25 protein-coding genes are annotated in these 23,871 nt (G+C 43.8%); 10 read left to right on the forward strand and 15 right to left on the reverse strand.

From position 1 onward, the window contains the following. The first annotated feature begins 112 nt into the window (after window positions 1-112). Both A3G19_RS09205 and A3G19_RS09210 read left to right on the forward strand, forming a co-directional pair. Window positions 113-1,402 (forward strand): DEAD/DEAH box helicase, encoded by a 1,290-nt coding sequence (locus A3G19_RS09205; RefSeq protein ID WP_015653245.1) that lies wholly within the window; start codon window positions 113-115, stop codon window positions 1,400-1,402. A gap of 84 nt (window positions 1,403-1,486) precedes the next feature. Next, window positions 1,487-3,754 (forward strand): diguanylate cyclase, encoded by a 2,268-nt coding sequence (locus A3G19_RS09210; protein WP_015653246.1) that lies wholly within the window; start codon window positions 1,487-1,489, stop codon window positions 3,752-3,754. Window positions 3,755-3,801: 47 nt separating this feature from the next. On the opposite strand, the gene A3G19_RS09215 is transcribed toward A3G19_RS09210, so the two are convergent. From A3G19_RS09215 to ppa, 6 genes are all read right to left on the reverse strand, one after another. Continuing rightward, on the reverse strand, window positions 3,802-5,406 hold the full coding sequence (locus A3G19_RS09215) for a HAMP domain-containing methyl-accepting chemotaxis protein (protein WP_294872245.1): 1,605 nt from the start codon (window positions 5,404-5,406) through the stop codon (window positions 3,802-3,804). A gap of 68 nt (window positions 5,407-5,474) precedes the next feature. Next, window positions 5,475-7,562: a GGDEF and EAL domain-containing protein gene (locus A3G19_RS09220; protein ID WP_294872248.1), complete on the reverse strand. Its 2,088-nt coding sequence runs from the start codon at window positions 7,560-7,562 to the stop codon at window positions 5,475-5,477. Between the two features lie 124 nt (window positions 7,563-7,686). Continuing rightward, window positions 7,687-7,881 carry a hypothetical protein gene (locus A3G19_RS09225; protein ID WP_015653251.1) on the reverse strand — a complete coding sequence of 65 codons (195 nt, stop codon included), beginning with the start codon at window positions 7,879-7,881 and terminating at the stop codon, window positions 7,687-7,689. A gap of 45 nt (window positions 7,882-7,926) precedes the next feature. Further along, complete coding sequence (locus A3G19_RS09230) at window positions 7,927-8,400, reverse strand: transglycosylase SLT domain-containing protein (protein WP_015653252.1); 474 nt, start codon at window positions 8,398-8,400, stop codon at window positions 7,927-7,929. Between the two features lie 347 nt (window positions 8,401-8,747). Beyond that, complete coding sequence (locus A3G19_RS09235) at window positions 8,748-9,041, reverse strand: hypothetical protein (protein WP_015653253.1); 294 nt, start codon at window positions 9,039-9,041, stop codon at window positions 8,748-8,750. A gap of 6 nt (window positions 9,042-9,047) precedes the next feature. Continuing rightward, on the reverse strand, window positions 9,048-9,569 hold the full coding sequence (gene ppa / locus A3G19_RS09240; protein WP_015653254.1) for an inorganic diphosphatase: 522 nt from the start codon (window positions 9,567-9,569) through the stop codon (window positions 9,048-9,050). Window positions 9,570-9,726: 157 nt separating this feature from the next. On the opposite strand from ppa, the gene A3G19_RS09245 reads away from it, so the two are divergent. Together A3G19_RS09245 and A3G19_RS09250 are read left to right on the forward strand one after the other, a co-directional pair. Then, the gene (locus A3G19_RS09245; RefSeq protein ID WP_015653255.1) at window positions 9,727-10,035 is read left to right on the forward strand and encodes a hypothetical protein; all 309 of its coding nucleotides are present in this window, start codon (window positions 9,727-9,729) and stop codon (window positions 10,033-10,035) included. Between the two features lie 12 nt (window positions 10,036-10,047). Then, entirely contained in the window at window positions 10,048-11,874 is a 1,827-nt protein-coding gene (locus A3G19_RS09250; protein ID WP_294872251.1) for a biotin/lipoyl-containing protein, read from the forward strand. Between the two features lie 18 nt (window positions 11,875-11,892). Here A3G19_RS09250 and A3G19_RS09255 read toward each other — a convergent pair whose 3' ends face one another. After that, the gene (locus tag A3G19_RS09255) at window positions 11,893-12,855 is read right to left on the reverse strand and encodes a chemotaxis protein (protein WP_294872254.1); all 963 of its coding nucleotides are present in this window, start codon (window positions 12,853-12,855) and stop codon (window positions 11,893-11,895) included. Window positions 12,856-13,002: 147 nt separating this feature from the next. Between A3G19_RS09255 and A3G19_RS09260 the strand changes: the two genes are divergently transcribed. The 5 genes from A3G19_RS09260 to thiS are packed head-to-tail and all read left to right on the forward strand — an operon-like array spanning window position 13,003 to window position 17,631. Then, entirely contained in the window at window positions 13,003-14,736 is a 1,734-nt protein-coding gene (locus A3G19_RS09260; RefSeq protein ID WP_294872257.1) for a molybdopterin-dependent oxidoreductase, read from the forward strand. Beyond that, window positions 14,733-15,908, forward strand: a complete 1,176-nt coding sequence (locus A3G19_RS09265; protein ID WP_294872260.1) for an aspartate aminotransferase family protein — start codon at window positions 14,733-14,735, stop codon at window positions 15,906-15,908. Before A3G19_RS09260 ends, A3G19_RS09265 begins: the two co-directional genes overlap by 4 nt. A gap of 8 nt (window positions 15,909-15,916) precedes the next feature. Further along, window positions 15,917-16,906 carry an SAM-dependent methyltransferase gene (locus A3G19_RS09270; protein WP_294872262.1) on the forward strand — a complete coding sequence of 330 codons (990 nt, stop codon included), beginning with the start codon at window positions 15,917-15,919 and terminating at the stop codon, window positions 16,904-16,906. A gap of 3 nt (window positions 16,907-16,909) precedes the next feature. Then, window positions 16,910-17,422: an ankyrin repeat domain-containing protein gene (locus A3G19_RS09275; RefSeq protein ID WP_294872265.1), complete on the forward strand. Its 513-nt coding sequence runs from the start codon at window positions 16,910-16,912 to the stop codon at window positions 17,420-17,422. Between the two features lie 8 nt (window positions 17,423-17,430). Beyond that, on the forward strand, window positions 17,431-17,631 hold the full coding sequence (thiS, locus tag A3G19_RS09280) for a sulfur carrier protein ThiS (RefSeq protein ID WP_294872266.1): 201 nt from the start codon (window positions 17,431-17,433) through the stop codon (window positions 17,629-17,631). A 305-nt stretch (window positions 17,632-17,936) separates the two neighbouring features. Here thiS and A3G19_RS09285 read toward each other — a convergent pair whose 3' ends face one another. Genes A3G19_RS09285 through fliL form a run of 3 tightly spaced genes read right to left on the reverse strand, consistent with a single transcriptional unit; the run spans window position 17,937 to window position 19,170 of the window. Further along, complete coding sequence (locus tag A3G19_RS09285) at window positions 17,937-18,230, reverse strand: hypothetical protein (protein ID WP_294872268.1); 294 nt, start codon at window positions 18,228-18,230, stop codon at window positions 17,937-17,939. A gap of 5 nt (window positions 18,231-18,235) precedes the next feature. Beyond that, window positions 18,236-18,595 carry a holo-ACP synthase gene (gene acpS / locus A3G19_RS09290; RefSeq protein ID WP_015653265.1) on the reverse strand — a complete coding sequence of 120 codons (360 nt, stop codon included), beginning with the start codon at window positions 18,593-18,595 and terminating at the stop codon, window positions 18,236-18,238. Continuing rightward, the gene (gene fliL / locus A3G19_RS09295; protein ID WP_294872270.1) at window positions 18,592-19,170 is read right to left on the reverse strand and encodes a flagellar basal body-associated protein FliL; all 579 of its coding nucleotides are present in this window, start codon (window positions 19,168-19,170) and stop codon (window positions 18,592-18,594) included. The genes acpS and fliL overlap by 4 nt, the downstream gene beginning before the upstream one ends. A 101-nt stretch (window positions 19,171-19,271) precedes the next feature. Here fliL and A3G19_RS09300 point away from each other — a divergent pair, with 101 nt between their 5' ends. Then, window positions 19,272-20,066 carry an ABC transporter permease gene (locus A3G19_RS09300; protein ID WP_015653267.1) on the forward strand — a complete coding sequence of 265 codons (795 nt, stop codon included), beginning with the start codon at window positions 19,272-19,274 and terminating at the stop codon, window positions 20,064-20,066. A gap of 15 nt (window positions 20,067-20,081) precedes the next feature. Here A3G19_RS09300 and A3G19_RS09305 read toward each other — a convergent pair whose 3' ends face one another. From A3G19_RS09305 to A3G19_RS09325, 5 genes are read right to left on the reverse strand one after another with little or no spacing between them, the layout of a single operon-like run. Then, window positions 20,082-20,762 carry a carbonic anhydrase gene (locus A3G19_RS09305; RefSeq protein ID WP_015653268.1) on the reverse strand — a complete coding sequence of 227 codons (681 nt, stop codon included), beginning with the start codon at window positions 20,760-20,762 and terminating at the stop codon, window positions 20,082-20,084. Then, window positions 20,753-21,025, reverse strand: coding sequence for a hypothetical protein (locus A3G19_RS09310; RefSeq protein WP_015653269.1), 273 nt, complete (start codon window positions 21,023-21,025; stop codon window positions 20,753-20,755). The genes A3G19_RS09305 and A3G19_RS09310 overlap by 10 nt, the downstream gene beginning before the upstream one ends. A gap of 47 nt (window positions 21,026-21,072) precedes the next feature. Then, a complete protein-coding gene (gene radA, locus A3G19_RS09315) occupies window positions 21,073-22,425 on the reverse strand; it encodes a DNA repair protein RadA (protein ID WP_294872272.1) in 1,353 nt (450 codons plus the stop codon). Beyond that, on the reverse strand, window positions 22,425-23,312 hold the full coding sequence (gene ftsY / locus A3G19_RS09320) for a signal recognition particle-docking protein FtsY (protein WP_294872274.1): 888 nt from the start codon (window positions 23,310-23,312) through the stop codon (window positions 22,425-22,427). The genes radA and ftsY overlap by 1 nt, the downstream gene beginning before the upstream one ends. Before the next feature lie 2 nt (window positions 23,313-23,314). Further along, a complete protein-coding gene (locus A3G19_RS09325; RefSeq protein ID WP_015653272.1) occupies window positions 23,315-23,866 on the reverse strand; it encodes a TlpA disulfide reductase family protein in 552 nt (183 codons plus the stop codon). Between the last annotated feature and the right edge of the window lie 5 nt (window positions 23,867-23,871).

A 23,871-nucleotide genomic window follows, 5' to 3' on the forward strand; every position in this document is an offset into this window, starting at 1 on the left:
GCGCTCTTGACGAACTTGCGTTAAACTGCACTTTTCACCTAATTTTCCCCCTTGCCTAAAACCGTCCACAGTTGCGACTTTGGTTGGGCCGAACCACCAAAGGAATCCCTTTATGACTTTCACCGATTTAAAACTAAATGACTCGTTGCTCAAAGCAATCAATGACCAAGGCTATACTACCCCTACGCCCGTTCAGGCACAAGCGATCCCTTATATCTTAGAAGGGCGTGATATGCTCGCAGGGGCTCAAACCGGTACCGGCAAAACCGCTGGCTTTACCCTCCCGATGCTCCAAATCCTCAGTGAGCAAAAAATGCCGAAAAATCATCGTAAAATCCGTGCTCTTATCCTTACGCCAACACGTGAGCTTGCGGCACAAGTGGCGGATAGTGTCAAAATCTACGGTAAATATCTCCCCCTCAAAAGTGCCGTTATTTTCGGCGGGGTGGGGATTAATCCTCAAATTACGATGCTCAGAAACGGAATCGACATTCTTATCGCTACTCCGGGACGTTTACTCGATCACGTAGGGCAGGGGACAGTTGATTTGAGCGCGGTAGAAGTTTTTGTCCTTGATGAAGCGGATCGTATGCTCGATATGGGATTTATTCGCGATATTCGCCGTGTTATCACCATACTGCCGAAAGTGCGTCAAAACCTTATGTTCTCTGCGACCTATTCGGATGAGATTAAAACATTGGCAAATACCTTGTTGCGCAATCCGGCTGAAGTCGAAGTAGCACGCCGCAACACCTCCAGCGAGCTTGTAACCCAAAGTGTAATCTTAGTCGATTGCAAACGTAAAAGTGCCCTTTTGGGAGAGCTCATCGGCAAAAATAAATGGGAACAGGTTCTCGTCTTTACCCGCACCAAACACGGAGCCAACAAACTCACCGAGTATCTTCAAAAGATCGGTATTACTGCCGCCGCGATCCACGGTAATAAAAGTCAAGCCGCACGTACAAAAGCGTTGAATGATTTTAAACTTAGCTCGGTTAGAGTCCTGGTCGCCACCGATATCGCCGCGCGCGGTATCGATATCGATGCACTCCCGCATGTGGTAAATTTTGAGCTTCCTAATATCGCCGAGGATTACGTTCACCGTATTGGACGAACAGGGCGTGCAGGATGCGAGGGAGAAGCACTTTCACTGGTATGTGTCGATGAATCCGATTATCTGCGCGGCATCGAAAAATTGATCAATAAAAAGCTTCCATCCCGTATCGTAGAAGGGTACGAACCTGATCCTTCTATCAAAGCCGAACCGATTCAACGCGGCCGTGGCGGCGGAGGCGGAAACCGTGGCGGGAATAGCGGCGGTGATCGCAGCGGCAAACCGGCACAAAAACGTGACGGTGGACGCCATGAGCCTAAAAAACGTAATTATGACGGACGTCGCTAAGTTTTTTGATTTAAGGAAAATATTTATATTTTCAAGTGTAGAATAAAGAATATGCTTTTGTGAGAGTAGAAAATTGGTTGGTGCATGGTGATACGTTTTTTCATTGTTTGTATAGCACTGGTTTCGCTTTTAAACGGTGCAGCGTTGGAAAAAGTATCGATCCAGCTCGATTGGAAATATCAGTTTGAGTATGCCGGTTATGTCGCGGCAAAAGAAAAAGGCTTTTATCAAGAAGCAGGCTTGGATGTCGAGCTGCGTGAGTATCAGAGGGGCATTGATGTCGTTTCCGATGTATTGAACCATAAAGCCCAGTACGGTATCTATAACAGCAGTATCGTTGTAGAAAACGGTCGTGTTCGCCCTATCGTTTTGTTGGCAACCTATTTGCACCATTCTCCTTTGATATTTGTAGCTCAAAAAGGGCTCGAAAACCCTGCTGATCTCATTGGTAAAACCCTCATGGGGACAAAAAATGAGCTTAAACACAGCTCTTTGTCCCTTTTACTCTCCCATTTCGGCATTACTCCTCAAAATAGCCGTCTAATCGATCAAACGTTCAGCATTGACCCTTTTATTCGCCGTGAGATAGATGCAATGAGTGTGTATCGCTCCAACCAGCTTTATGAACTTGATCGGCTTAAAATCCCTTACGATATCATCGATCCGGTTGAATACGGATTTGTGATGAATGCCGGAAATCTTTTTACTTCGTATGAAGAAGCAACTGAACATTCTAAACGGGGCGAAAAGCTGATCGAAGCGACCAATCGAGGTTGGGAGTATGCACTCGAGCATCCCGGAGAAATGAACGATATTCTGAAAAAAAAATACGGTGTTAAAAAGTCCTATGAAGCGCTTTCCTATGAAGCTAAAGTGATTAAAAAACTGATGATGACGGACTTGTACGGTATCGGAGAAACAAACATCGAACTCACTCAACGTCTCTTTAAACAGCTGCTTCGAGCCGGTATTATCCGTGAAGATCAAAAATTGGGACAGTTTTTATTTCAAGATATTGTAGCCAGTTCGAAAAATACCTTTCAACTCACCGCCAGTGAAAAAGCCTATCTTTCAGAAAAGAAAAAAATCACGATGTGTGTTGACCCGGAATGGTATCCGTTAGAAGCAATCAGAGAGGGGAAACATATCGGAATAGCTTCGGATATTATGAAAACCTTCGAATCTAAAATCGGTATTCCTATCGAGTTGGTTCAAACATCTACATGGAGTGAATCATTGCAGAAGGCTAAAAATCGTCAATGCGATATTTTATCCTTAGCAGCCAAAACTCCTGAACGTGAGAAATATTTGGATTTCACATCGGCCTATTTGGCTTTGCCGTATGTCATGGTGACAACGATGGAGAAACCTTTTAGTGAAAGTATAGCCCTTCTTAAAGGGGAAAAAATCGGAGTAGTCAAAGGGTATGAAATTGTTAATCGATTAAAATTTTATTATCCTGCACTTACCATTGTCGAAGTTGAATCGATTAGTGATGGATTAACAAAAGTCGAAAACGGCGAAATATATGGATATATTGATAACTTGATGGTTGTTTCATCGTATATTCAAAAAGAGTATACCGGTAGCTTAAAAGTTTCATCGCGATTGGAAGAAAAAGATGAATTACATGTCGCGGTACGTAATGATGAAACGATACTCCATACTATTTTTCAAAAATTGGTTCTCCATCTCGATGAGTCTACGATGCAGACTATTTATAACCGTTGGTCATCGACGATCGAGCAGGTAGCATGGATTGAACGTTCTCTCATTTGGAAGGTACTGGGGATAGTATTATTGGGAATCCTTGCGTTTGCATGGCGTTATTTTATCCTTAAGCAATACAACGCAAAACTGCTTGAACTTTCGATAACAGATAAGCTGACAGGGTTGTATAATCGGCAAAAAACCGATGAAATGTTGGGCATTGAGCAGCTAAAAGTGGATCGATATCCAACGTATATGTGCACTATTATGATAATCGATGTGGACTATTTCAAGACAGTGAATGATCGATACGGCCATCAAACGGGAGATACGATTTTACGGTTACTCGCTCATATTTTTAAAACGACTCTCCGTCAAACCGATGTGATTGGGCGATGGGGCGGTGAAGAATTTATCGTTATTCTTCCTCACACTTCGATAGAAGAGGTTGCTGTTGTGGCTGAAAACCTTCGACATACGGTAGAAGTGTACCCTTTTGAGTTGGAACAACCGATTACGATCAGTATAGGTATTGGAAAACTCAAAAAAAATCAAAATATACATGAAACGATCGGTTATATTGATGAAGCTCTTTATGAAGCTAAAAAGCGTGGCAGAAACAAGATTTACAGTGCAGACTGAATTCATTCAATAAACTTCCCTAGGATTTTAGGGAAGCTGTAAACGTATTACGTTCGAAAGACGGAAATTTGTGCGGTAAGCTGTTCGGTCATTTGGTGTAGATGTTCAGCAGCAGCAGCGATTTCTTCGACACTGCGGGCATTCGAAGTCGAGAGATCGTTAATGTTTCCGATTTTTTGGATGATCGATTCGGTTGTTGCGGCATTGGTTTGAGTGTCGTTTGAGAGTTTTTCGATGGCTTGGACCGTATCGGCTAATGCACTGACGGCAGTTTCCGTATGATCGTTTACTTCTGCGGATGCATCCACGAGGCTCTCAATCCGTTTAGTATTGTGGTTCATCTGATCGGTGATATCATTGATCGATTGAACGATAACATTAACCGTAGCATTCGTTTCGACAAGGCTTTTCTGGGTACGTTCAGCCAGTTTTCGCACTTCATCCGCCACAACGGCAAATCCGCGTCCGTGTTCACCTGCACGCGCTGCTTCGATCGCTGCATTAAGGGCAAGGAGATTCGTTTGATCGGCGATATCGGCGATAACGGTAAGGACTTGTTTGACTTGGGATGCTTCTTGGGAGAGGGAGTTGAGACGATCATTAATCTCCCCTTCCATTTGAACCGTGAGTGAGAGCTGTTCGATGGTGTTATGAAGAGCCGATTGCGCTTCTTGAAGGTTTTCGCGTGCACCGATCGCTTTTTCTTGTACCACCTTGGCTTCTGCAGCAGAGGCTTTCATTGCCTCTTTCATACGATCGGATTCATTGGTCGTTTGGGCAACGATTTTGGACTCTTCTTCGGCCGCTTTGCCGATAGCGAGAGTAGTCGCTGAGAGGTCGGCCGAAACCGAAAGATTTTCGCTTGATGCGGAACGGATCCCTTGGAAGGCTTGGCGAAGTACACTGACAAGATCGTTTACTTTGTGGCTCATGTGAGAAAGTTCATCGTTCCCTTCTACCTTTGTGCTGCGGGTAAAGTCACGATCCTGGGCGACCGCTTGGATAGTCTCTTCAAGACGCGCGATAGAATGAGTAATATTTTGGATGATAAAATAAAAAATAATCATCATAACAGAGGCACTGATCGCGATGATGGTTTCCATAAGCATTGCATTCGAATCGAGAGTATCGAGATTTTTTTGCTGCATGGATTGTACCAAATCGCTCTCTTCTTTGACAATTCCTTCATAGCTGGAAGCCGATTCTCTCGTTATTCGTTGAAGATTTTTCCCCTCTTGTGTTGCTAAGAAATCAAGGCTGTGTATTTCATTTTCATTTTCGCTAATGATAGTGATACGAGGCTCATTGACCTTAATCCACTCTGCGTGATGAGAGGCGATGTTTGACAAACGTTCTTGATTTTCTTTTGAACGGGTTATATCTTTTAGTTTCTGAACGGCTTCAGCCAATTTGCTATTGTGTTCGTTGTAACGATTTAGGAAATCTTCACTGTAGAGGAGTTGGTAGCCACGGAGCTCCATCATCGCACCATTGGTATACGTACGAATATCTCCGAGAAGAACCATTCTTTCGGCAGTTTTTTGGGCGTCTTTGTTATTAGAGTAGGCAAGATAGCCCAATGTGGCATAGGTAATGAAACTAAGTGCCATTAAGGCGGCCAGCTTTCCTTTGATGGTGGATAGATTGAACATAAGCAGCCTCCGTGCTGTAAGAATAAAAAATTATAGCATTAAATAGGTATGAAAACCTCATTAATATCTTATTCGTGTAAGCGCAAGGTTGTCGTTTGTGTGTCCAGCGGCCTGTCATAGAGATAACCTTGCGCCAGTGTACAACCATTTTGGAGGAGAAAGTTTTCTTGTTCAGCCGTTTCAACCCCTTCGGCAATAACATCAAGCTTGAGATTCCGGGCTAAGCCGATGATGGTTTTTGTAATTGCCATATCATCTTCATCCTCAGGAATATCATGTATGAAACTCTGATCAATTTTTAGTTTATCGATGGGGAGTCGTTTGAGATAAGAGAGGGAGGAATATCCGGTTCCAAAATCATCAACCGATATCTCTAATCCTAATGCTTTAAACTCACCCAAAATTTCGATCGCTTCTTTCGGATTACGCATAATTTGGGATTCCGTTACCTCTATTGCAATACACTGATACGGGCAATGGTAAAACTCCAAGATGGACCAAACCTCTTTGGCAATGTTTCGATTGGCGAGTGTTTTGGCGGAGAAATTGACAGCGGTTTTTGGGGCGCATATCCCTTCGTTTTGCCATAGGATATGTTGCTTTACAACATTTTCCAAAACCATAAAATCAAGCTCTTGAATCAAGCCCATCTCTTCACACAAAGGGATAAAACTAGCAGGCGAGACCACTCCCAAAGTTGGATGAATCCATCGTACCAGAGCCTCCATACCGACCCACTTATGGCTGAGCAGATCAACTTGCGGCTGATAATAGACTGCAAATTGATGCTCTTTGAGGGCTATGCGTAACGAATTTTCCATCATAACACGCTCAACAGCTTTGTCTCCCATCTCATTGGCATAAAATCGGTAGGTATTTCGCCCCTCATTTTTGGCTCGGTACATCGCGGTATCGGCATTTTTAAGGAGGAGTTCGGTTGAGATACCATCATCAGGAGAGAGGGCGATACCGATGCTGAGCGTTGTGTATAAAACATGTCCTTGGATGGAGAAGGGTTCTTTGAAAGCGTGGATTAATTTCTCTAGGATGTCAATAAGATTTTCGATTTGATGCAGCGAATCGATAAGGATATTAAACTCATCTCCCCCCATACGGGCTATGGTATCGCATTCCCGTAAAATCGATTGAAGCCGAAGGGCTACTTGAATCAGGAGTTTGTCACCCATTGGGTGTCCCAATGAATCATTGATCTGTTTAAAGTGGTCGAGATCGATAAAAAGTACCGCTATTTTTTCATGATGGCGCTGATTCTTTTTTATAGCCATTTGGAGGCGATCATTAAATAAAATACGGTTAGGCAGCCCGGTCAGTGAATCGTGTGTTGCAAGATGAAGCAGCTTGTTTTGGGTTTCATTGAGTTCTGTAATATCGGTATCAAAAATAACCACAGCGGGTCGTCCGAGATAACTTAATCTATGTACGCTTGCCTGTACGGGGTAAATGGTTCCATTTTTTCGTTTATGATAAGAGATGTTACTGAGTACAGGGCTGATCGTGTTGAGATATTGCCGAAACGTTTCGATTTGCTCCTGCGTCAGTTCGGGATTGATATCGGTGATAGAGAGTTGCTGGAGATCTTCCAGCGTATACCCCAGTGCTTTTAACGCCCCGTCATTAGCATAGAGGTATTTGAGAGTTTCGGCATCGGCGATATAAACCTCCATCGTAGCATGCTGGACGATGGTGGCGAGTTCCTCTTTGTGGTTTTCGAGCTCGACTTGATGAGTGATATCGGTTCGAAATCCCGCAACGATAAGGGGGTCTCCGTTCGCATCAAAGAGAATCTTAGCGCGGTCGTATATCCAGAGCCAGTGACCGTTTTTATGACGAATGCGATAGCGCACGTGTGCGCTTTCGATTTTGTTCGCAATGGAGTTAAAGAGAACCCCTACGGCCTTTTCGACATCATCGAGATGAAGCATCGACTTCCATGTTTCGATGGAACTGTGATACTCATTTTCAGCGTAACCGATAATTTCAAGCCATCGTTTTGAGACATAGGTTGTGTTTTTTTGGATATTGTATTCCCAAATGCCGTCTTCGGAAGAGCTGATGGCAAATTTCAGCCGTCGAAATTCTTCTAACTGCTCGTCGCTCATACAATCAAATGCCGGAATAAGAGTATTGCTGTCCAAGGTTCAACGCTCCTTTCAACAAAAAACATCGTAAGTAAATATGATAGCACATTTTTGAGGGATTTATTTTGAATTGTAATATTTATAGAATAAGCGTCGTGTTGTTATTCCATAGCGCCTATAGTCAGTGTTCAGGAGGAGGAGGGGTATATTTGTTTCGTTGGTACTCTTTGGAGAGCTTCTGCAACTCAGAATCCATTGTTTTTTGCGGCACCTTATCAGGATGAATAGGGAGAATGAAAGCGAGGAGGATAAAGATGAGACTAAAAACGACACCGCTTAAAATAGCAAGCATTACTTTGAGCTTATCATCATTCATAATCATCCTCCCCTGCGCAGTAGATAGGATATTATAGCTTAAAAATTATGATAGCTTACCCGAAGAGACGAGATGGTTGACCAGGTTCATATTCTTCATGACACGATTGTAATAGGGACGATTTGAAAAACCGCCGTTGTAGCCGCTAATGGCATAAAAATTATCCAATCGTTTATTTTGGAGCAAAACCAGATAGTGGGTAGCGACTTGAGCAGAGAGTTTAATATCTCCCAACAATCGTCCAGCCAACTGTACGTCGCTAAGCTTATTAAGCCAGCGGAGTTTTTTAACGTTTTGTGAGACGTGGCGTGCGGTAGCAACTTGAATCTGCATCGGACCCAGAGAAGCTTTGGTAAATGATTTTTTATGTCTGAAGTCGCCTATGGTATTTTTCCCGGCACTGCTCTCCGTTAAACAAATCGCACTGACTGTATTTTCATACGTGTTGCCGTTTCTATCGGGAATCGATTTTGCGACATCGCGTACGGTTTGTAATACATGGAGTTGTTTAGGGGTCATAGAATCACCAAAAAGTGATAAAGCAAGCAGTAGTATTAGGGAAAGAAATCTCAAATTTGCACCTCGATTATGGAATATGAAATTTTAGGGTACTGGGAGGATTATAACAATGGTGTGTCCTTTCTAAATGAATCAGTTAAGAAAAAGTAATAGAAAAGGGGGGTACGCTACCGTACAGAGGGAAAGCTGTGTTTAAGTTTAGGCAACGATATGGTTGTATTATGTGTTAAAATGTTAAATATATTGCTGTTACTTTAAGTTTCAAGCTAAAAAGTTTTCTAAAAGCTGTAAAAAAAAGGTTAAAAAAATAGCTCATGAGTAAAAATGAAACATTTTTTTCCAACGGTTTACGACTCTTCGCTGGTTAAATAGATCCAATACTCTTTGTGACTTTTTCCCTGATCGAGAAAGTAGAGCTGTAAAATGGCAACCCGATAAAGGGTAATGACCATTTTAGCGTAGGGGATAGCGAGTGAGAGAGAGAGCCACCATGGTTGCTCGCGATCTCCTTTGGAGTGCATCATCTCTTCGACTCCGATATTGTTGCTGAGATAAAGACCAAACGCAATCGAAAAGATAAAATTAAGTATCAGTCCAAAAATCGCATAGGCAAAAAAATCGCTAGAGCCGAAATCGATCATCTTTGTTTACTCTTTGTAATTTTTGATAGCATCTTCTAAGATTTTAGTTGCGGATGCTTTGTCTTCAAACCCTTTTACTTTTACCCATTTACCCGGTTCAAGCATTTTATAGGTTTCAAAGAAGTTTTTGATTTTAGCTAAGGTGTGTTTTGGAATATCACCGAGGTCTTGAATCTCTTCGAATGTCGGGTCGATTTTTGAGGTTGGAACGGCAAGCAATTTTTCATCGATACCGCTTTCGTCTTCCATAATAAGAACACCGACTAAACGACAATTAGTCACACACCCCTCAACCATAGGATACTCGGTAAGAATCAAGATATCAGCCGGATCGCCGTCTTGGGAAAGTGTTTTGTTGACAAAGCCGTAGTTTGCCGGATAGTACATAGCAGAGTGCATAACGCGGTCAAGCACAAGTGCACCGCTCTCTTTTTCAACTTCATATTTGATGTTTGATCCGCAGGCAATCTCAATAATTGCTTTGACTTTATCCGGATTTTCGCCGTAACCGATTTTGCTTAGATCCATAAGGCACCTCTGTGTATAAAATAATGAGGCGGATTGTAACGAAAGAAACTAAAAGGTTCATTGAAACCGGTCGCAGTAAATCTTTTTTAATGAACTTTATACTAGAATCACGCATCGTGTAAAGATTACGCGTGCAAATTAACTATGGGGATCTCGAATGGAATTACTCAATAAAGTAATGAAATATTTGACTATGTTTCAATCCAAGAATGCCCCGGAATCTCAAAACTTTGCAGGTGAGGGTGCCGTTGCATCTTCATGTGATCGTACACAAGGTGCCAAAGTAGCAGCGATTGCAGCAGCATTACACCACCATGATTTGGAAAACAGTGATGTAAGAGCAAAAGTAGCTGCGATTGCAGCCGCGCTTCATCATCATGAAATGGAAAACTCTCAAAATGGCGGTTTATTAGGAATTGCGGCACTTGCTGCTGTGATTCACCACCATAATAATCTAAAGAAATAGGGCTACACGTAAATGGCAAAAAAATACATTGATGTAATGGACACTACGTTCCGTGACGGCTTTCAGTCCGTATTCGGCGGACGGGTGTTGATGGAAGATTTTTTCCCTGCGGTTGAAGCGGCTGCGGAGGCGGGAATCCGACATTTCGAATTTGGAGGCGGTGCCCGTTTTCAAAGTCTTTTTTTCTATCTGAATGAAAATGCATTTGATATGATGGATCGTTTTCGTGCTATCGTCGGGCCGGATGCAAATCTTCAAACCCTTGCACGCGGGGTGAATACGGTGATGCTCGATACGGGCAGTCGTGAAATGGTCGATTTGCATGCCAAAATGTTTAAAAAACACGGAACGACAACCATTCGTAATTTCGATGCCCTCAATGATGTCGAAAATCTGAAATATTCGGGTGAACGTATCGCTCATCATGGATTGAAACACGAAGTCGTCGTTACGATGATGGATTTGCCTCCGGGATGTGTCGGAGCGCACGACGTCGCGTTTTATGAGAAAACACTTCGTGAAATCCTAGATTCCGGGATTCCATACAGCTCTATCTGCTTTAAAGATGCGAGTGGAACGTCGAGTCCGCAAAAGGTGTATGAAACGTTAACAATGGCACGTAAACTCGTTCCCGAGGGGACCCATTTGCGTCTTCATACCCATGAGACGGCAGGGGTCAGTGTTGCATGTTATCTTGCAGCGCTCGATGCCGGAGTTGACGGGATTGATATGGCGGCGGCTCCAGTGAGCGGCGGTACGTCACAACCCGATATTTTGACTATGTTGCACGCGGTTAAAGGAAAAAATTTCGATCTTGGCGGGCTTGAACTCGAAAAAATCCTCAAATACGAAGATGTTTTGGGTGATTGTCTGAAGGACTATTTCATGCCGCCGGAAGCGACACAAGTATCGCCTCTCATTCCATTTTCTCCGATGCCGGGGGGAGCGCTTACAGCGAATACCCAAATGATGCGTGATAACAACATGCTCGATCGCTACCCAGAAGTAATCCGTGCGATGCGTGAAGTGGTTGAGAAAGGCGGATACGGTACATCGGTTACTCCGGTATCTCAGTTTTACTTCCAACAGGCATTGAACAATGCCCTTATGGGGCCATGGAAAAAAATTGCTCCGGGTTATGGAAAAATGGTTTTGGGGTATTTTGGTCAAACACCTACAGCACCGGATCCTGAAGTAGTTCGTATTGCGCATGAACAGCTTAAACTTGAACCGACTACCGATCATGCTATCGATATTGCCGATCGTGATGAAACCAAATCGGTCGCTTATTGGACTAAACGTTTGAGCGACGAAGGGATTGAAGCAACGGATGAAAATATTTTCATTGCCGCTTCATGTGATGTTAAAGGGATTGCTTTTCTTAAAGGGGAAGCGACGGTCAATGTTCGAAAAAATAGCCCGAAAACGGCAGAATCTAAAATTCAATCAACACTACAGGAGAATTTAATTATGGCAAATGGTACTTACACAGTAATCGTAGACGGACAACAATACAACGTACAAATCGTAGGCGGAAATGCAACGGTTCAAACTGCTCCGGCAGTATCGGTAGCACCTGCTGCTCCAGTAGCAGCACCGGCGGCAGTTGCCGCTCCTGCAGCGAACGCAAATGCGATTTGTGCTGAACTTCCGGGTTCTGTCTTTAAATTGGTTGCTGCAGTTGGCGACAGTGTGAATGCCGGCGATAAAATTATGATTTTGGAAGCGATGAAAATGGAGATTGACGTAGTTGCTCCACGCGCCGGAAAAGTAACATCAATTAATGTAAATGTTAATGATAAAATCGAAGCAGGTCAAGTCTTGGCGGTTGTCGAATAACTCTTTTGATCTTCTCCCTTATTTTGGGAGAAGTCTCATTTCCATCTCATTCATTTTTTCCACAATCAACGGTAAAATATTTTCACTTTTTGTTTTATCGATAAACCCATCCGCTCCCAAACTGGCCGCTTCTCGTTTATTATTATCACCGGTCATTGAACTGTTAACGATGATAGGGATAGCTTTTGTTTCGGGATTTCCTTTTAGGCGCTGGATAACCGTAAACCCTGACATTTCAGGCATTTCAATGTCGGTGATGATGGCGGGGATAGAGGAAGGATTTGGATGTCTGGCAATGAACTCAATCATATCTTTGCCATTATTGAAAATCTGATAACCTATATGGGCATGTTCAAAAATATGGATTAAATGGCGCTGAGCCGTTTTGGAATCTTCAGCGATGAGGACCACACCGTTTTTGAGTTTAGGCGGCATTGTAATATTTGCGAGTGATTTTGATGCAATTTCAACATTGACCATTGCTTGGGGAATAACTTCAGCGAGAAGCTTTTCGTAATCGAGGACCAGACACAAACTTCCATCATCCAGACGGGTATCGTTGATCACTAAACCATCGTCTCCCAAACGATAGCTGTCAGGCGAGTGCATTTCGTTCCAATTCTTTTTGATAACACGATACGCATACATGATACGAATTCCGATAATGATTCCGTTAAAATCGCATATGAGGAGATTAGAGGCTTTTTTATGGGCATCATCCAGTTCACTATCAAGCCATCGTGGGAGATTGAGGATAGGGATCTGCATTTCGCGCAAAACGATGGTACCCTCCAATAATGGATGCGCCCCGGGAATTTGGGTAAGGTGATGGCGTTTGGCTTCAACGACTTCGCGGGTTTTAAATACGTTAATAGCATAATAGGGCGATGATTCTGCCGAATCAATTTTAAAGACTAAAAGTTGGACTTCGTTGTTTTTCGCTAAGTTGGTTGCAGCGTCAACGTGTTCAAGTAGAGACATAGTGACCTCAATAATTTTATATTTCTTTATCATATCCTATTCGAGAGTTTTTTTTACTAAAAACTAAAGGGTGTGAAGGGTAAAATGCGCACAGGATCACAATCTTTTTTATCTAAACACCTATTTTTAAAAGAAAAGTAATAGAACATGAATCAAGCTACTGCCTGCCCTCTCGATTGTTACGATGCATGCCGTATACTCCTGGATGAGAATCAGAAGCTAAAGGGCGATAAAACCCATCCTGTTACGCGAGGTTTTTTGTGCCCGAATCTCAACCATTTCACAGAACAGGATCGTTTGATTACTCCCAAGCTTCGAGGGCAAGATATTTCGATGGAGACAGCGATACAAACTCTGATAGAAGTATTGCAAAGTTCTAAAAGCGATTCTGTCCTTTATTATCGCGGAAGCGGAAATGTTGCTCTGATGCAGCGTGTAAGTGAGCATTTTTTCGCTTCCATCAAAGCAGTCGGAACGTCAGGATCGTTATGTGACGGTGCAGGAGAGGCCGGTGTATTAGCGGGACGCGGTAAAAATGAGGTACTAACACCGCAGATGATAGCACAGAGCGAGGTGGTGATTTTTTGGGGACGCAACCCCCATACGACCCACTCTCATCTGTTACCGTTTTTGGAGGGGAAGACGATCATTGTGATCGATCCGATAAAGACTCCAATGGCACAAAAGGCCGATTTACATATTCAAATCAAACCTCATTGCGATTTACATTTGGCATTGCTGCTCAGCCGATTCGCCATGATTGAAGGGCTGCATGACAAAGAATTTTTAGAAGAATATGCCAGCGAGTACAACGATTTTTATGAACTAACCCAGACCGTTCGAATCAAAGCGACCCTTGATGCAATCGATGTGAGTCTAGGGCAAATCGGAGCAATGCTGGAATTGATGCAGGGAAAAAAGACAGCTGTTTTGGTCGGTATCGGTGTTCAAAAATACCGTAACGGTGCCGATGTACTCCGCGTTATTGATGCCTTTGGAGCGATTATGGGACTTTTTGGCAAGTGCGGAAGCGGAGTAAGTTATCTTGGGAATTCTCTGAGTGGTATCGAACTTCCGTTTAAGAGTATTTCTCATCGTGTCAGTAAGCCAACAGTTGATTTTTCGAAGTATAATTGTGTTTTTATTCAAGGTGGCAATCCCCTCTCACAAATGCCCAATACGGCAGTGGTAAGAGAACGGTTTGCCTCCTCAGGATTTAGTGTTTATTTCGGATTGTATGAAAACGAGACTTCGCGCTTGGCTGATTTGGTGATACCGGCAAAAACATTTTTAGAAAAAAATGATTTTCGCAGTTCGTATGGTGATTATACGCTTCAAGAGATGCCACGATTGCTCAAGAGTGAGATCGGGATCTGCGAATATGAATTGACTCGTCAGTTGTGCGAAGCGTTCGGGGTAGAGTTGGAGAGCGAAGAATATTATCTGGATTTTTTTCGACAACAAATCGAGTTTTCTGAGGGTGTCGGATATCGTCCAAATTCTCCTAAAATCGCCTATGCAGAGGGATTTGAAAACGGTGAATTTGAATTTTTAGACGAGGTCGATTTAGAGATTGATAAAGAAGAGGGATTTTATCTCATCACCTCGAAATACACAAAAGGGCTTAATTCGCAGTTTAAAAGGGCTGAGGGAGTTTATCTCCATCCTGAGGCAGGATTTGAAGAGGGGGAGATCGTTCAGCTCTCTTCGCACACGGGAACGGTTGATATGCCAGTGCGGCATAATGCCTCTTTGAGGCGCGATTGCGTGCTGATTTATTCAGGAACTCCTCATGTGAATGTACTTACTCCTTCATTGCTAAGTTATGAGGGGGAGAGTGCCGTATATCAAGAAAATAAAATAAAGGTGACAAAAAAATGACTAAAAATTTTGATAATTATGTATTGCCGACGTATGGACGCCAAAACGTCAGTTTTACGGCAGGAAAAAATGCGATTCTGATCGACAGTGAGGGGAAAGAGTACATTGATTTTGCAGCGGGAATCGCAGTGTGCAGTGTCGGACATGCTAATGACCGTCTTACCAAAGCAATATGCGATCAAGTCAGTAAAGTGATCCACGTATCGAATCTCTATTACATCGAACCCCAAGCCGAATGTGCACGCCGTATCGTTCAGCTGAGCGGCTATGACATGAAATGTTTTTTCGGCAACAGCGGTGCCGAAGCAAACGAAGGGGCTATTAAAATTGCCCGCAAGTACGGAGAGATAGAAGGGCAGCCAAAGCGCTATAAAATCATCACGCTCGATCACTCCTTCCACGGTCGTACGATTACGGCGCTCAAAGCGACGGGACAAGAGTCGATGCATAATTATTTCGGTCCGTTTCCAGACGGATTTGTGTATGCCAAAAATATCGATGAGATCGAATCATTAATCGATGATCATACGGTTGCGGTGATGATCGAATTGGTACAAGGGGAGGGTGGAGTCCAGCCACAGGATCGCGCGAAAGTGCAAGCATTAGCAGCGATGCTCAAATCACGCGATATCTTACTGATGGTGGATGAAGTGCAGACGGGAATTTACCGTACAGGTGAGTTTTTGGCTTCAAACCTTTATGGGATCGAACCCGATGTTATCACGTTGGCAAAAGGGCTTGGCGGGGGTGTCCCGATCGGTGTCGTTATGACAAGTAAAAAAGATATTTTCGCCCCAGGAGATCACGGATCGACTTTCGGGGGGAACTACCTCTCAACCGCAGCGGCGAATGAGGTGCTTGACATCCTTGAAGAGATTAAAGAGAGCGGCGAACTGGATGAACATCTCCTCTATTTCGAAACGTCTTTAGCGAAATTCGCAAGTGCTCATCCTGCGATTTTCTTAGAGCATGTCGGTTTGGGAATGATGCGCGGGCTTCGTGTCGTAGACGCTGATACTTTGGGTAAAATTATCAATGCCGCACGTGAAGCAGGGGTAATCGTCCTCAAAGCGGGGCGTAATACCCTTCGCTTCCTCCCGCCGCTCACGATCACCAAAGCGGACATCGATGAGGGGTTTGCGCGTCTTGAAAAAGCGATCGCAACTCTTTAAGGGCAGACGTGCAATTTAGCGAGTATATGGAGCAATGGCTTTATGGAGCCGAGGGGTATTATGCCTCGTATCGTCCGATCGGTAAAAAAGGGGATTTTTACACGGCGGTGAGTACGTCCAAATTCTTTGGAGGCTCTATTGCCAATCATATCATTAAACGCATCGATGATGGGTTTTTACGTTCCGACTCTCTCATCTGTGAGATCGGTGCCCATCACGGCTATTTACTCGCCGATATCATCGAGTTTATCCATACCCTCCGACCGCAATTAGTGCAGAGTCTTCGATTTGGGATCATAGAGCGGTTTGAAAACCTAAGGATGGCTCAACAAAATTATTTTGACGAATCGTTCGGCAATGCGGTTTCTTTAGAACACTACAGCGATTTGTGTGAACTGAATGAACAATCGACTTTTTTTATCGCCAATGAGATTTTTGATGCGTTTTCGTGTGAGCTTTTTTACAAAGGGAAAATCGCGCACGTGGAGAATCATGAAATCCATTTCGATATTGATGATCCTAAAATTGCTGCATTGGCACAAAAATATCAGCAAGATCGTGGGGAAATTGCTTTAGGATACGAATCATTCGCTCACGCGATGCAAAAGAGCTCGAAGCGGTTTGAGTTTATGAGCTTTGATTACGGTGAACTGAGTGCACGGAGTGATTTTTCGATCCGTGTCTACCAAACGCATCAAACCTTTCCCCTCTTTGATGAAGCACTCAATCGCTCTGAATCTTTTGGAAAAAGCGATATCACGTATGATGTCAACTTTACGCATGTGAAAGATGCCTACGCAGAATCAGGAGTAGCGTGTGCCCAGTATGCAACGCAACTGGTCGCATTGGTCGAAATGGGGATTTTGGATCTCCTTGCGATGCTTAAAGAACATGCCGGAGAGGATATCTATGCCCAAGAGCTGGAAAAAGTAAAAATTCTCATCACCCCCTCGTTGATGGGGGAACGATTTAAGATGATACGGTTTGTTAAGGAGTAATCAATGCGTTTAGCTTTAATCACTATTTTTATTTCAACACTCCTTTATGGAGGAGTGTTACATGATTGTGCTTACGAGGGAAACAGTGAAAAAATCAAAGCACACTTGAAACTTTATAAAAATGTTGATGAACAAAACAAAGCCGGATTGACGGCACTGCATGTAGCTATCAAAATGGGTGATTTGAAAATTTCTCAGCTTTTGCTCGATTACGGTGCCGATATCAACGCACAGGATTTTCAGGGTAATACGCCGCTGATTTTAGCGATAAAGAAAAAAGATTTGGAGCTGGTTACGTTTGTAGTGATGCGCAAAGCCGACGTCAATCTCGCCAATAACGACGGGATTACACCGCTCCATCAAGCCGCATTCAGCGGAAATGAAAAAGTGGTCGATTTTCTCCTAAAAGCGAAAGCTGATCCGAATGTAAAAAATAATGACGGAGCAACACCGTATGATTTCGCAATGGCAAAGAAAAATTTTGCTATTGCCCAACTGATTAAAATGTCGATGTAGGAGAGAAAATGAAGATAAAAGTAAACGGTGAGATGAGGGAGATAGCAGAGGGATCGAGTATGCTCGATCTTATCAGGTCTTTGGGATTGGAAGAGCGTGTTATGGCATCGGCTTTGAATATGGAGATTGTGAAACAAGACGCTTGGAGCAGTACCCTTTTAAAAGAGGGTGATACGATCGAATTGCTTGATTTTGTCGGGGGAGGGTGAAAAATTGAGGGGGGGCAAGGGGTAAAACCCCTTGGCTACGTCAGGATCACCTGAGCATAGGCGCAAAAATGCACATAAGCAGTAGTGCTAGTATCAGCTTATCCATAAAGAACCCCCTTCACGTATCGTTTTTGGAGGGCAAAAAAAAAGGCCGAAGGCGATTAAACCCCCGACCTTGTCTTGCCGCTCCATTAACGATACGGAAAGTGATACTAGCGAAAAAATTATACCACAAAAAATAAATAAAAACGTAGGCAGACTGAATAAATCTCCCGTCATTCCGTACTCGATACGGAATCTAACTTTTACCCCTCGAGCATATCAACGAGTTTTTGATACTTCGTTTTTAAAATCAGATACTCTTTGTTCAAATCTTCATACGCTTTTTTATAATCGATTTCAAACTCTTCACTACTGGTATTGTTTGTTTCTGATTGAGGCTGGCTTGATGATGGGTTCATAACGATATAGGTTACCTCTTTGCCGTTCTCTTCTTTGACCACGGTGGGCAACTCTCCGCTCATCGTTTTTTTAATGACATTAAATGTACTGATATGGTGTTTTGATGCATATTTTTGAATGCTTAGGAGTTCTTGCATAGGGATTACCTTAAGATATTGGATTCGAGTGCAACGACAGCAATCGCATACTCTCCGTCATGGGTGATCGAGACGCTGAGGCTTTGGATAGCAAACGCTTCTTTGACATGGACTGAGAGGTCGATGAGGGGTGCACCTTTGGGTGTCTTGGAGAGGAGGATGTCATGAAATCCGCATTCGTGCCCTATACCGCATCCCAAAGCTTTAGCACATGCCTCTTTGGCTGCCCAAAAACCGGCGGCGTTACGATAGTTTTTGATTAAAAGAACTTCATTCTCGGATAAAAATTTATGAAGACCACGGTCGCCGAAACGCTCCATAAAACGTTTCATCCGATCGAGTTTGATGAGGTCGATGCCGATCATTGCACCACGAAATCAGTAAAATAGACGTTTTTGACTTTTCCGTCTTTCAGACGGGTATTGAGTTCGCTGACGATTTGTTCTTTGAGTTTTTCTTTCCCTTTGATCGTAGAGATCTCTTCAAGGGATTTTGAACTTAAAATACGGATAATAATATCGCGGAAGACCGGTTTTTTCTGCTCGAGTTCCGGCGATAGCTCTTCCCCTTCGATTTCAAGATTCATTTCGACTTTGAGATAGCGGCGTCCACTCTCACTGAGTAGATTAACCGTGAAAATATCAAGCGGGTACATAAGGCCAACTTCTGTCGATTCTCCACCGCCGTGTGATTCTTCATCCGCATGTTCAGCATCGGCTTTTGCTTCTGCATCGTGTCCATCGGCAGCTACTTCCGTTTTAGCTCCATTTCCCCCTTCGGCTTCAGTGTCGTGATTACCTAGCATCAGGGCCGCTACAACACCACCTATGATTAAAACCAATACCAATACAGCAATAATAATGATTAATAGAAGATTACTTTTTTTCTTTTCACCACCCTCGGGTGCTTGTTCTTCGTGTTCTTTCTCTTTATCGGCCATCCGTTGCTCCTTTGAAAATATTCATCGCTTATTGTAGCGAGAAACTTTTGAATTTTGGTTTGATTTAGCTAAACTTACTTCAAGAAAAGAAGGGAAACATTATGCTTGAGACGCTTTTAGGTTATATCGGTCGTCCATTTGTCCATTTTTATGAGACAATTGAGCGATTTGGCCTATTTATTTTATTCCAATTAAAACTTTTTAGACTTTATCCCCTCGCTTTTAAACGGTATAAAATTGTGTTGACACAGATCGACGTGATCGGACTGGGATGTATGGGGGTTGTTACCCTTACCGCACTCTTTACGGGAATGGTTTTGGCCATACAGCTTTACAACGGGTTTCATCAATTCGGTGCCGAAAACTTTATCGGTTATACGGTATTTTTCTCGATAAGTCGGGAACTCGGTCCTGTTTTTGCCTCTTTGATGCTTATCTCCCGCTCTATCAGTGCGATGGCGGCGGAACTGGGGACGATGAGAGTAAGCGAGCAGATTGATGCAATCGATATTCTGGGGGTTAATTCGAAAGAGTATTTAATCACTCCCCGTATCATCGCGACGGTTATTTCACTCCCTTTATTGGTCATTTGGTTTGACTTTATCGCTATCGGTTCAGGTTATATGATCTCGACCGGCGTTTTGGGGATCAATCCGATATCGTATCAAGAGACGCTAATGCGATTGGGTGAATTCGATGATATTATGACGGGTGTGGTTAAAGCGGCAGTTTTTGGATATATTGTCAGTTCAATCGGGAGTTATATCGGTTATCATACCAGCGGTGGAGCTCGGGGAGTAGGGCAATCGACGATTTATGCTGTTGTCTATTCGGCAGTGGCGATTTTTATCACCAACTATTTTCTCTCGGCGCTGTTTTTATATTTGGATATGTAATGCAAAAGGGGAAAATTAATCCCCTAATTCGCTGAGTGGGCGGAATTGATAGATATCGGGGTCATAATATTCAATTCCTCCCGTCTCAATATCGTAATACCATCCATGAATAAATAGTTTCTCTTCTTCCACCATTTTTTTCACGTACGGATAAGTAAGAAGGTTTTCGATTTGGGTAACGATCGAGAGATGCTCGGTAGCTCGGAGTAACTCTTCGCGTGGAGCATTCTCTCCTAATGCCAACATCGCCATAGATTTTGCTTTTTCCCCAAGGGTAAGCCATTTTGCTGTATGGACCATTGAGGTATCGCAGGATGATTTGTAGAGCGCCTCGATAGCACCGCAGTGAGAATGACCGCAGATAATAACCTCGGATACTTCTAGCACCAATACGGCATATTCTATCCCTGCCGCCGTGGAGTGAAAATCTTCATCCGGTTTGTAGGGGGCCACAAAGTTACCGACGTTACGAACGACAAAAAGGTCACCCGGAGTTGATTGGATGATGAGATCGGGAATAACCCGTGAATCGGAACACCCGATAAAAAGAGCTCTCGGATTTTGACCCTCTTTGACAAGACTGAGTAATTGGGTTTCATGTTTTTTAAAATAGGTTTGTTGAAACGTTTCGTTACCGTCCGCAAACTCTTTGAGACGTTGGATACTTAGGTCTGCAGCATTTTTGCTTAGTGGCACTGATCAATTCCTAAGTGTTTAATAATAGCGTCAAAAACTTTCCCGCCTTCACGATCGCAATCATCATGATATTCAATCGTGACCATTTTTTTTCCGCCGGTTACATCACCACTGTAAATATTTGGAGTGATAGGGCACAAAGGAGTACACACATTTATCGCTTCTTCGATCATTTTGTGTTCCTCTTCGGTAGAATAGGCTAACGAGAGCTTGCAATAGCGCTCTTCAGATTTATGATCGGCAAAAATGGAACACATTGGCATGCGGGTTCTCCTTGATTTTTGTAATAGTGAATTATACTTTGTTTAAATTAAAACCACTCTAGCAATTTGCTTACTTCATCGATTTCATAACATTTAACGGCTGTTTTTTCGATCGGTTTTTTGGGTATTAATGCTTTGGTAATTTGCTGAGAAGCCGCTTCTTTGAGCCGCTGATCGAGCTGATATACTTCTCGGATATCTCCGACGAGGGAGACTTCACCGATAAACACGGTCTCTTTGGAAATGGCACGGTTGCGAAAACTGCTGATGATGGCGGCAAGAATCGCCAAATCGGCAGAAGTTTCGGTGATTTTGATTCCACCTGTGATGTTGATAAATACATCGTAGCTATTCAGCGGTATTTCGAGTTTCCGTTCTAACAATGCCAGGAGCATATTGAGACGGTTGTTTTCAAATCCCGTCGCCTGACGTTTCGGATTCGGGGCATGGGTATCACTGACGAGTGCTTGCACTTCGAGCACTATCGGGCGAGTCCCCTCCATGATAACGGTGAGGGCGGAGCCGCTTTGCGATTTCGTACGGTTAAAAAAGCGCGAGGAGAGGTCTTTTGCCGAGACAAGTCCGTCGTGGCGCATCTCGAAGACGCCGATCTCACTCGTGGGACCGAAACGGTTTTTAAATCCGCGTAAGATACGCAGTTCATGAGAGCTGTCTCCCTCGAAATAGAGGACGACATCGACCATGTGCTCCAAAACACGAGGCCCTGCGATGGAACCCTCTTTGGTGATATGTCCGATGATAAAGATGGCAATGCGGCGCTCTTTGGCAATCCGCATCAGATCAAAGGTAATTTGACGAACCTGTGTCACCGATCCGGGTGCTGAAGCGATGGTTTCGGAGTAGAGGGTTTGGATGGAGTCGATGATGATACACTCATACGCGCGTTCATGCAGTTCTGCGAGTACCTGCTCCAGTCGTATCTCGGCAAGAAGGTAGAGGTTGTCGACGTTCGCACCCAGACGGTTTGCACGGAGTTTGATTTGCCCTTCGCTCTCTTCTCCTGATACATAGAGAACGTTGCGGCGCTGTTTCGCCAAATTTGAGCCGATTTTGAGAAGGAGGGTTGATTTCCCGACTCCAGGACTTCCGCCGATGAGCACCAGCGAACCGGGAACGACACCGCCACCGAGCACCATGTCGAGTTCGGCATCGTCACTGGTGAATCGTTCGGTATGCTCCTCGAGTATTTGGGTGATCTCTTTGGCTTTTGCCCCGGCTGATGGTGAAGAGGTCGAGGTGAGTTTGATCACCTCTTGCTGTTGTTCACTCAGCTCGACAAAACTGTCCCATCCGCCGCAGTTGGTACATTTTCCCATCCATTTTGGGGTGGTGAACCCGCAGTTTTGACATTCGAAGAGGACATTTTTTTTCTTTGCCATTATTTGTTGGGTTCTTCCCCAAAAATTGCATCCAAAATTCCATCCACAAATTCGTATTTATTAAACGGAATTAAATGCTCAGGTTGTTCACCAACCCCGATATAGAGAATCGGGAGCGAGAGGGCATAGGCGATAGAGAACACCGATCCACCTTTGGCCGTACCGTCGAGTTTGGTGATAATGATTCCATCTACTCCTACCATCTCGTTAAACGCTTTGGCTTGCGCAATGGCGGAAGAGCCTTGAGTCCCGTCTAGGATGAGGATTTTACGGTGCGGTGAGCCTGCATGGGCTTTGTCGCAGATACGGACAATTTTTTTCAACTCATTACCGAGGTTTGTCTGGGTATGGAGCCGTCCGGCAGTGTCGATGATTACCTGCTCAAATCCGCGTGCTTTGGCTGATTCGATCGTATCGTAGGCAACTGCGCTCGGGTCATGCCCTTGGCGCGATGATATGATCGGGACATCGAGTTTATCCGCCCATCTCGTGAGCTGCTCGATGGCGGCGGCGCGGAACGTATCACCCGCACCGAGGATTACCCGCTCACCGTTGTTTAAATGATGTTGAGCCAGTTTAGCAATTGTCGTTGTTTTGCCGGCACCGTTGACCCCGATGATAAGACTCACCGTCGGTTTGTCGGGATTATCGGCAAGGGTGTTTTGGGCGAAACTGAGCGTTGCAAGAAGTTTGGAACGGAGTTGATCGCGGGTGATGTTCTCTTGATAAAGTTCACGAAGGATGATTTCGACAAGATCGTATTCGACATCGGCTTCGAGGAGGATATTCTCAAGATCGTCTTTGCTGATGGTCGCTTTTTTATCGGGGATAATGGCACTGATAGCTTCAACGGTTTTTTGAAGCCCTTTTTTAATAAAACTGAACATATTTATTTTCCTAATGCCGTAGCGATATCGTGATCGATGATCTCTTCTTGGGTGGCTCCGGCATAGTGGGTAACATACTCACCGTTTTTATACAAAACCATCAACGGAATCGGAAACTGTTGTCCTACCCCAATCGTTGAAGCAATGGCGCGGGCGAGCTCTTGGTTATCGGCTTTGTTGGAGATGAGGTATTCGCCCCCTTTGTATTTTTCACGGAAGGCATCAAGTTCAGCATTACTTTTATCCTCTTCGATGGTAACTCCCATGATAATCAGATCGTCTCCGTATTTTTTCTGTAAATTCCCCAGATGCATCACTTCGGCTTGGCAGGGAGGACACCACGTAGCGAAGATATCAAACAATACGACTTTGTCCTCTCCGGCATCAAGGGTAAAATTAGTCCCTTTTTTTTCAACGTTGTAACTTTTGCCTTGGGTGTCCATAAGGGCAAAATTAGCCGTTGAAACCATTGCCTCATCAGAAGATTCTTCGGAACAACCTTGAAAGAGGAGGGTTAATGAGAATAAAGGGATTAGGAGTGTTGAAAAACGCATACAAA

Source organism: Sulfuricurvum sp. RIFCSPLOWO2_12_FULL_43_24 (assembly GCF_001829605.1).
Classification (GTDB): domain Bacteria; phylum Campylobacterota; class Campylobacteria; order Campylobacterales; family Sulfurimonadaceae; genus Sulfuricurvum.

What these genes read in the sequence shown, in the direction of transcription:
- A3G19_RS09300 (WP_015653267.1), top strand. Translation starts at nt 19,272, where the DNA reads ATGCTTGAGACGCTTTTAGGTTATATCGGTCGTCCATTTGTCCATTTT.
- A3G19_RS09285 (WP_294872268.1), bottom strand. Translation starts at nt 18,230, where the DNA reads ATGCAAGAACTCCTAAGCATTCAAAAATATGCATCAAAACACCATATC.
- A3G19_RS09250 (WP_294872251.1), top strand. Translation starts at nt 10,048, where the DNA reads ATGGCAAAAAAATACATTGATGTAATGGACACTACGTTCCGTGACGGC.
- A3G19_RS09310 (WP_015653269.1), bottom strand. Translation starts at nt 21,025, where the DNA reads ATGCCAATGTGTTCCATTTTTGCCGATCATAAATCTGAAGAGCGCTAT.
- A3G19_RS09230 (WP_015653252.1), bottom strand. Translation starts at nt 8,400, where the DNA reads ATGACCCCTAAACAACTCCATGTATTACAAACCGTACGCGATGTCGCA.
- ftsY (WP_294872274.1), bottom strand. Translation starts at nt 23,312, where the DNA reads ATGTTCAGTTTTATTAAAAAAGGGCTTCAAAAAACCGTTGAAGCTATC.
- A3G19_RS09260 (WP_294872257.1), top strand. Translation starts at nt 13,003, where the DNA reads ATGAATCAAGCTACTGCCTGCCCTCTCGATTGTTACGATGCATGCCGT.
- radA (WP_294872272.1), bottom strand. Translation starts at nt 22,425, where the DNA reads ATGGCAAAGAAAAAAAATGTCCTCTTCGAATGTCAAAACTGCGGGTTC.
- fliL (WP_294872270.1), bottom strand. Translation starts at nt 19,170, where the DNA reads ATGGCCGATAAAGAGAAAGAACACGAAGAACAAGCACCCGAGGGTGGT.
- A3G19_RS09275 (WP_294872265.1), top strand. Translation starts at nt 16,910, where the DNA reads ATGCGTTTAGCTTTAATCACTATTTTTATTTCAACACTCCTTTATGGA.
- A3G19_RS09210 (WP_015653246.1), top strand. Translation starts at nt 1,487, where the DNA reads ATGGTGATACGTTTTTTCATTGTTTGTATAGCACTGGTTTCGCTTTTA.
- thiS (WP_294872266.1), top strand. Translation starts at nt 17,431, where the DNA reads ATGAAGATAAAAGTAAACGGTGAGATGAGGGAGATAGCAGAGGGATCG.
- A3G19_RS09205 (WP_015653245.1), top strand. Translation starts at nt 113, where the DNA reads ATGACTTTCACCGATTTAAAACTAAATGACTCGTTGCTCAAAGCAATC.
- A3G19_RS09265 (WP_294872260.1), top strand. Translation starts at nt 14,733, where the DNA reads ATGACTAAAAATTTTGATAATTATGTATTGCCGACGTATGGACGCCAA.
- ppa (WP_015653254.1), bottom strand. Translation starts at nt 9,569, where the DNA reads ATGGATCTAAGCAAAATCGGTTACGGCGAAAATCCGGATAAAGTCAAA.
- A3G19_RS09235 (WP_015653253.1), bottom strand. Translation starts at nt 9,041, where the DNA reads ATGATCGATTTCGGCTCTAGCGATTTTTTTGCCTATGCGATTTTTGGA.
- A3G19_RS09225 (WP_015653251.1), bottom strand. Translation starts at nt 7,881, where the DNA reads ATGAATGATGATAAGCTCAAAGTAATGCTTGCTATTTTAAGCGGTGTC.
- A3G19_RS09245 (WP_015653255.1), top strand. Translation starts at nt 9,727, where the DNA reads ATGGAATTACTCAATAAAGTAATGAAATATTTGACTATGTTTCAATCC.
- A3G19_RS09215 (WP_294872245.1), bottom strand. Translation starts at nt 5,406, where the DNA reads ATGTTCAATCTATCCACCATCAAAGGAAAGCTGGCCGCCTTAATGGCA.
- acpS (WP_015653265.1), bottom strand. Translation starts at nt 18,595, where the DNA reads ATGATCGGCATCGACCTCATCAAACTCGATCGGATGAAACGTTTTATG.
- A3G19_RS09255 (WP_294872254.1), bottom strand. Translation starts at nt 12,855, where the DNA reads ATGTCTCTACTTGAACACGTTGACGCTGCAACCAACTTAGCGAAAAAC.
- A3G19_RS09325 (WP_015653272.1), bottom strand. Translation starts at nt 23,866, where the DNA reads ATGCGTTTTTCAACACTCCTAATCCCTTTATTCTCATTAACCCTCCTC.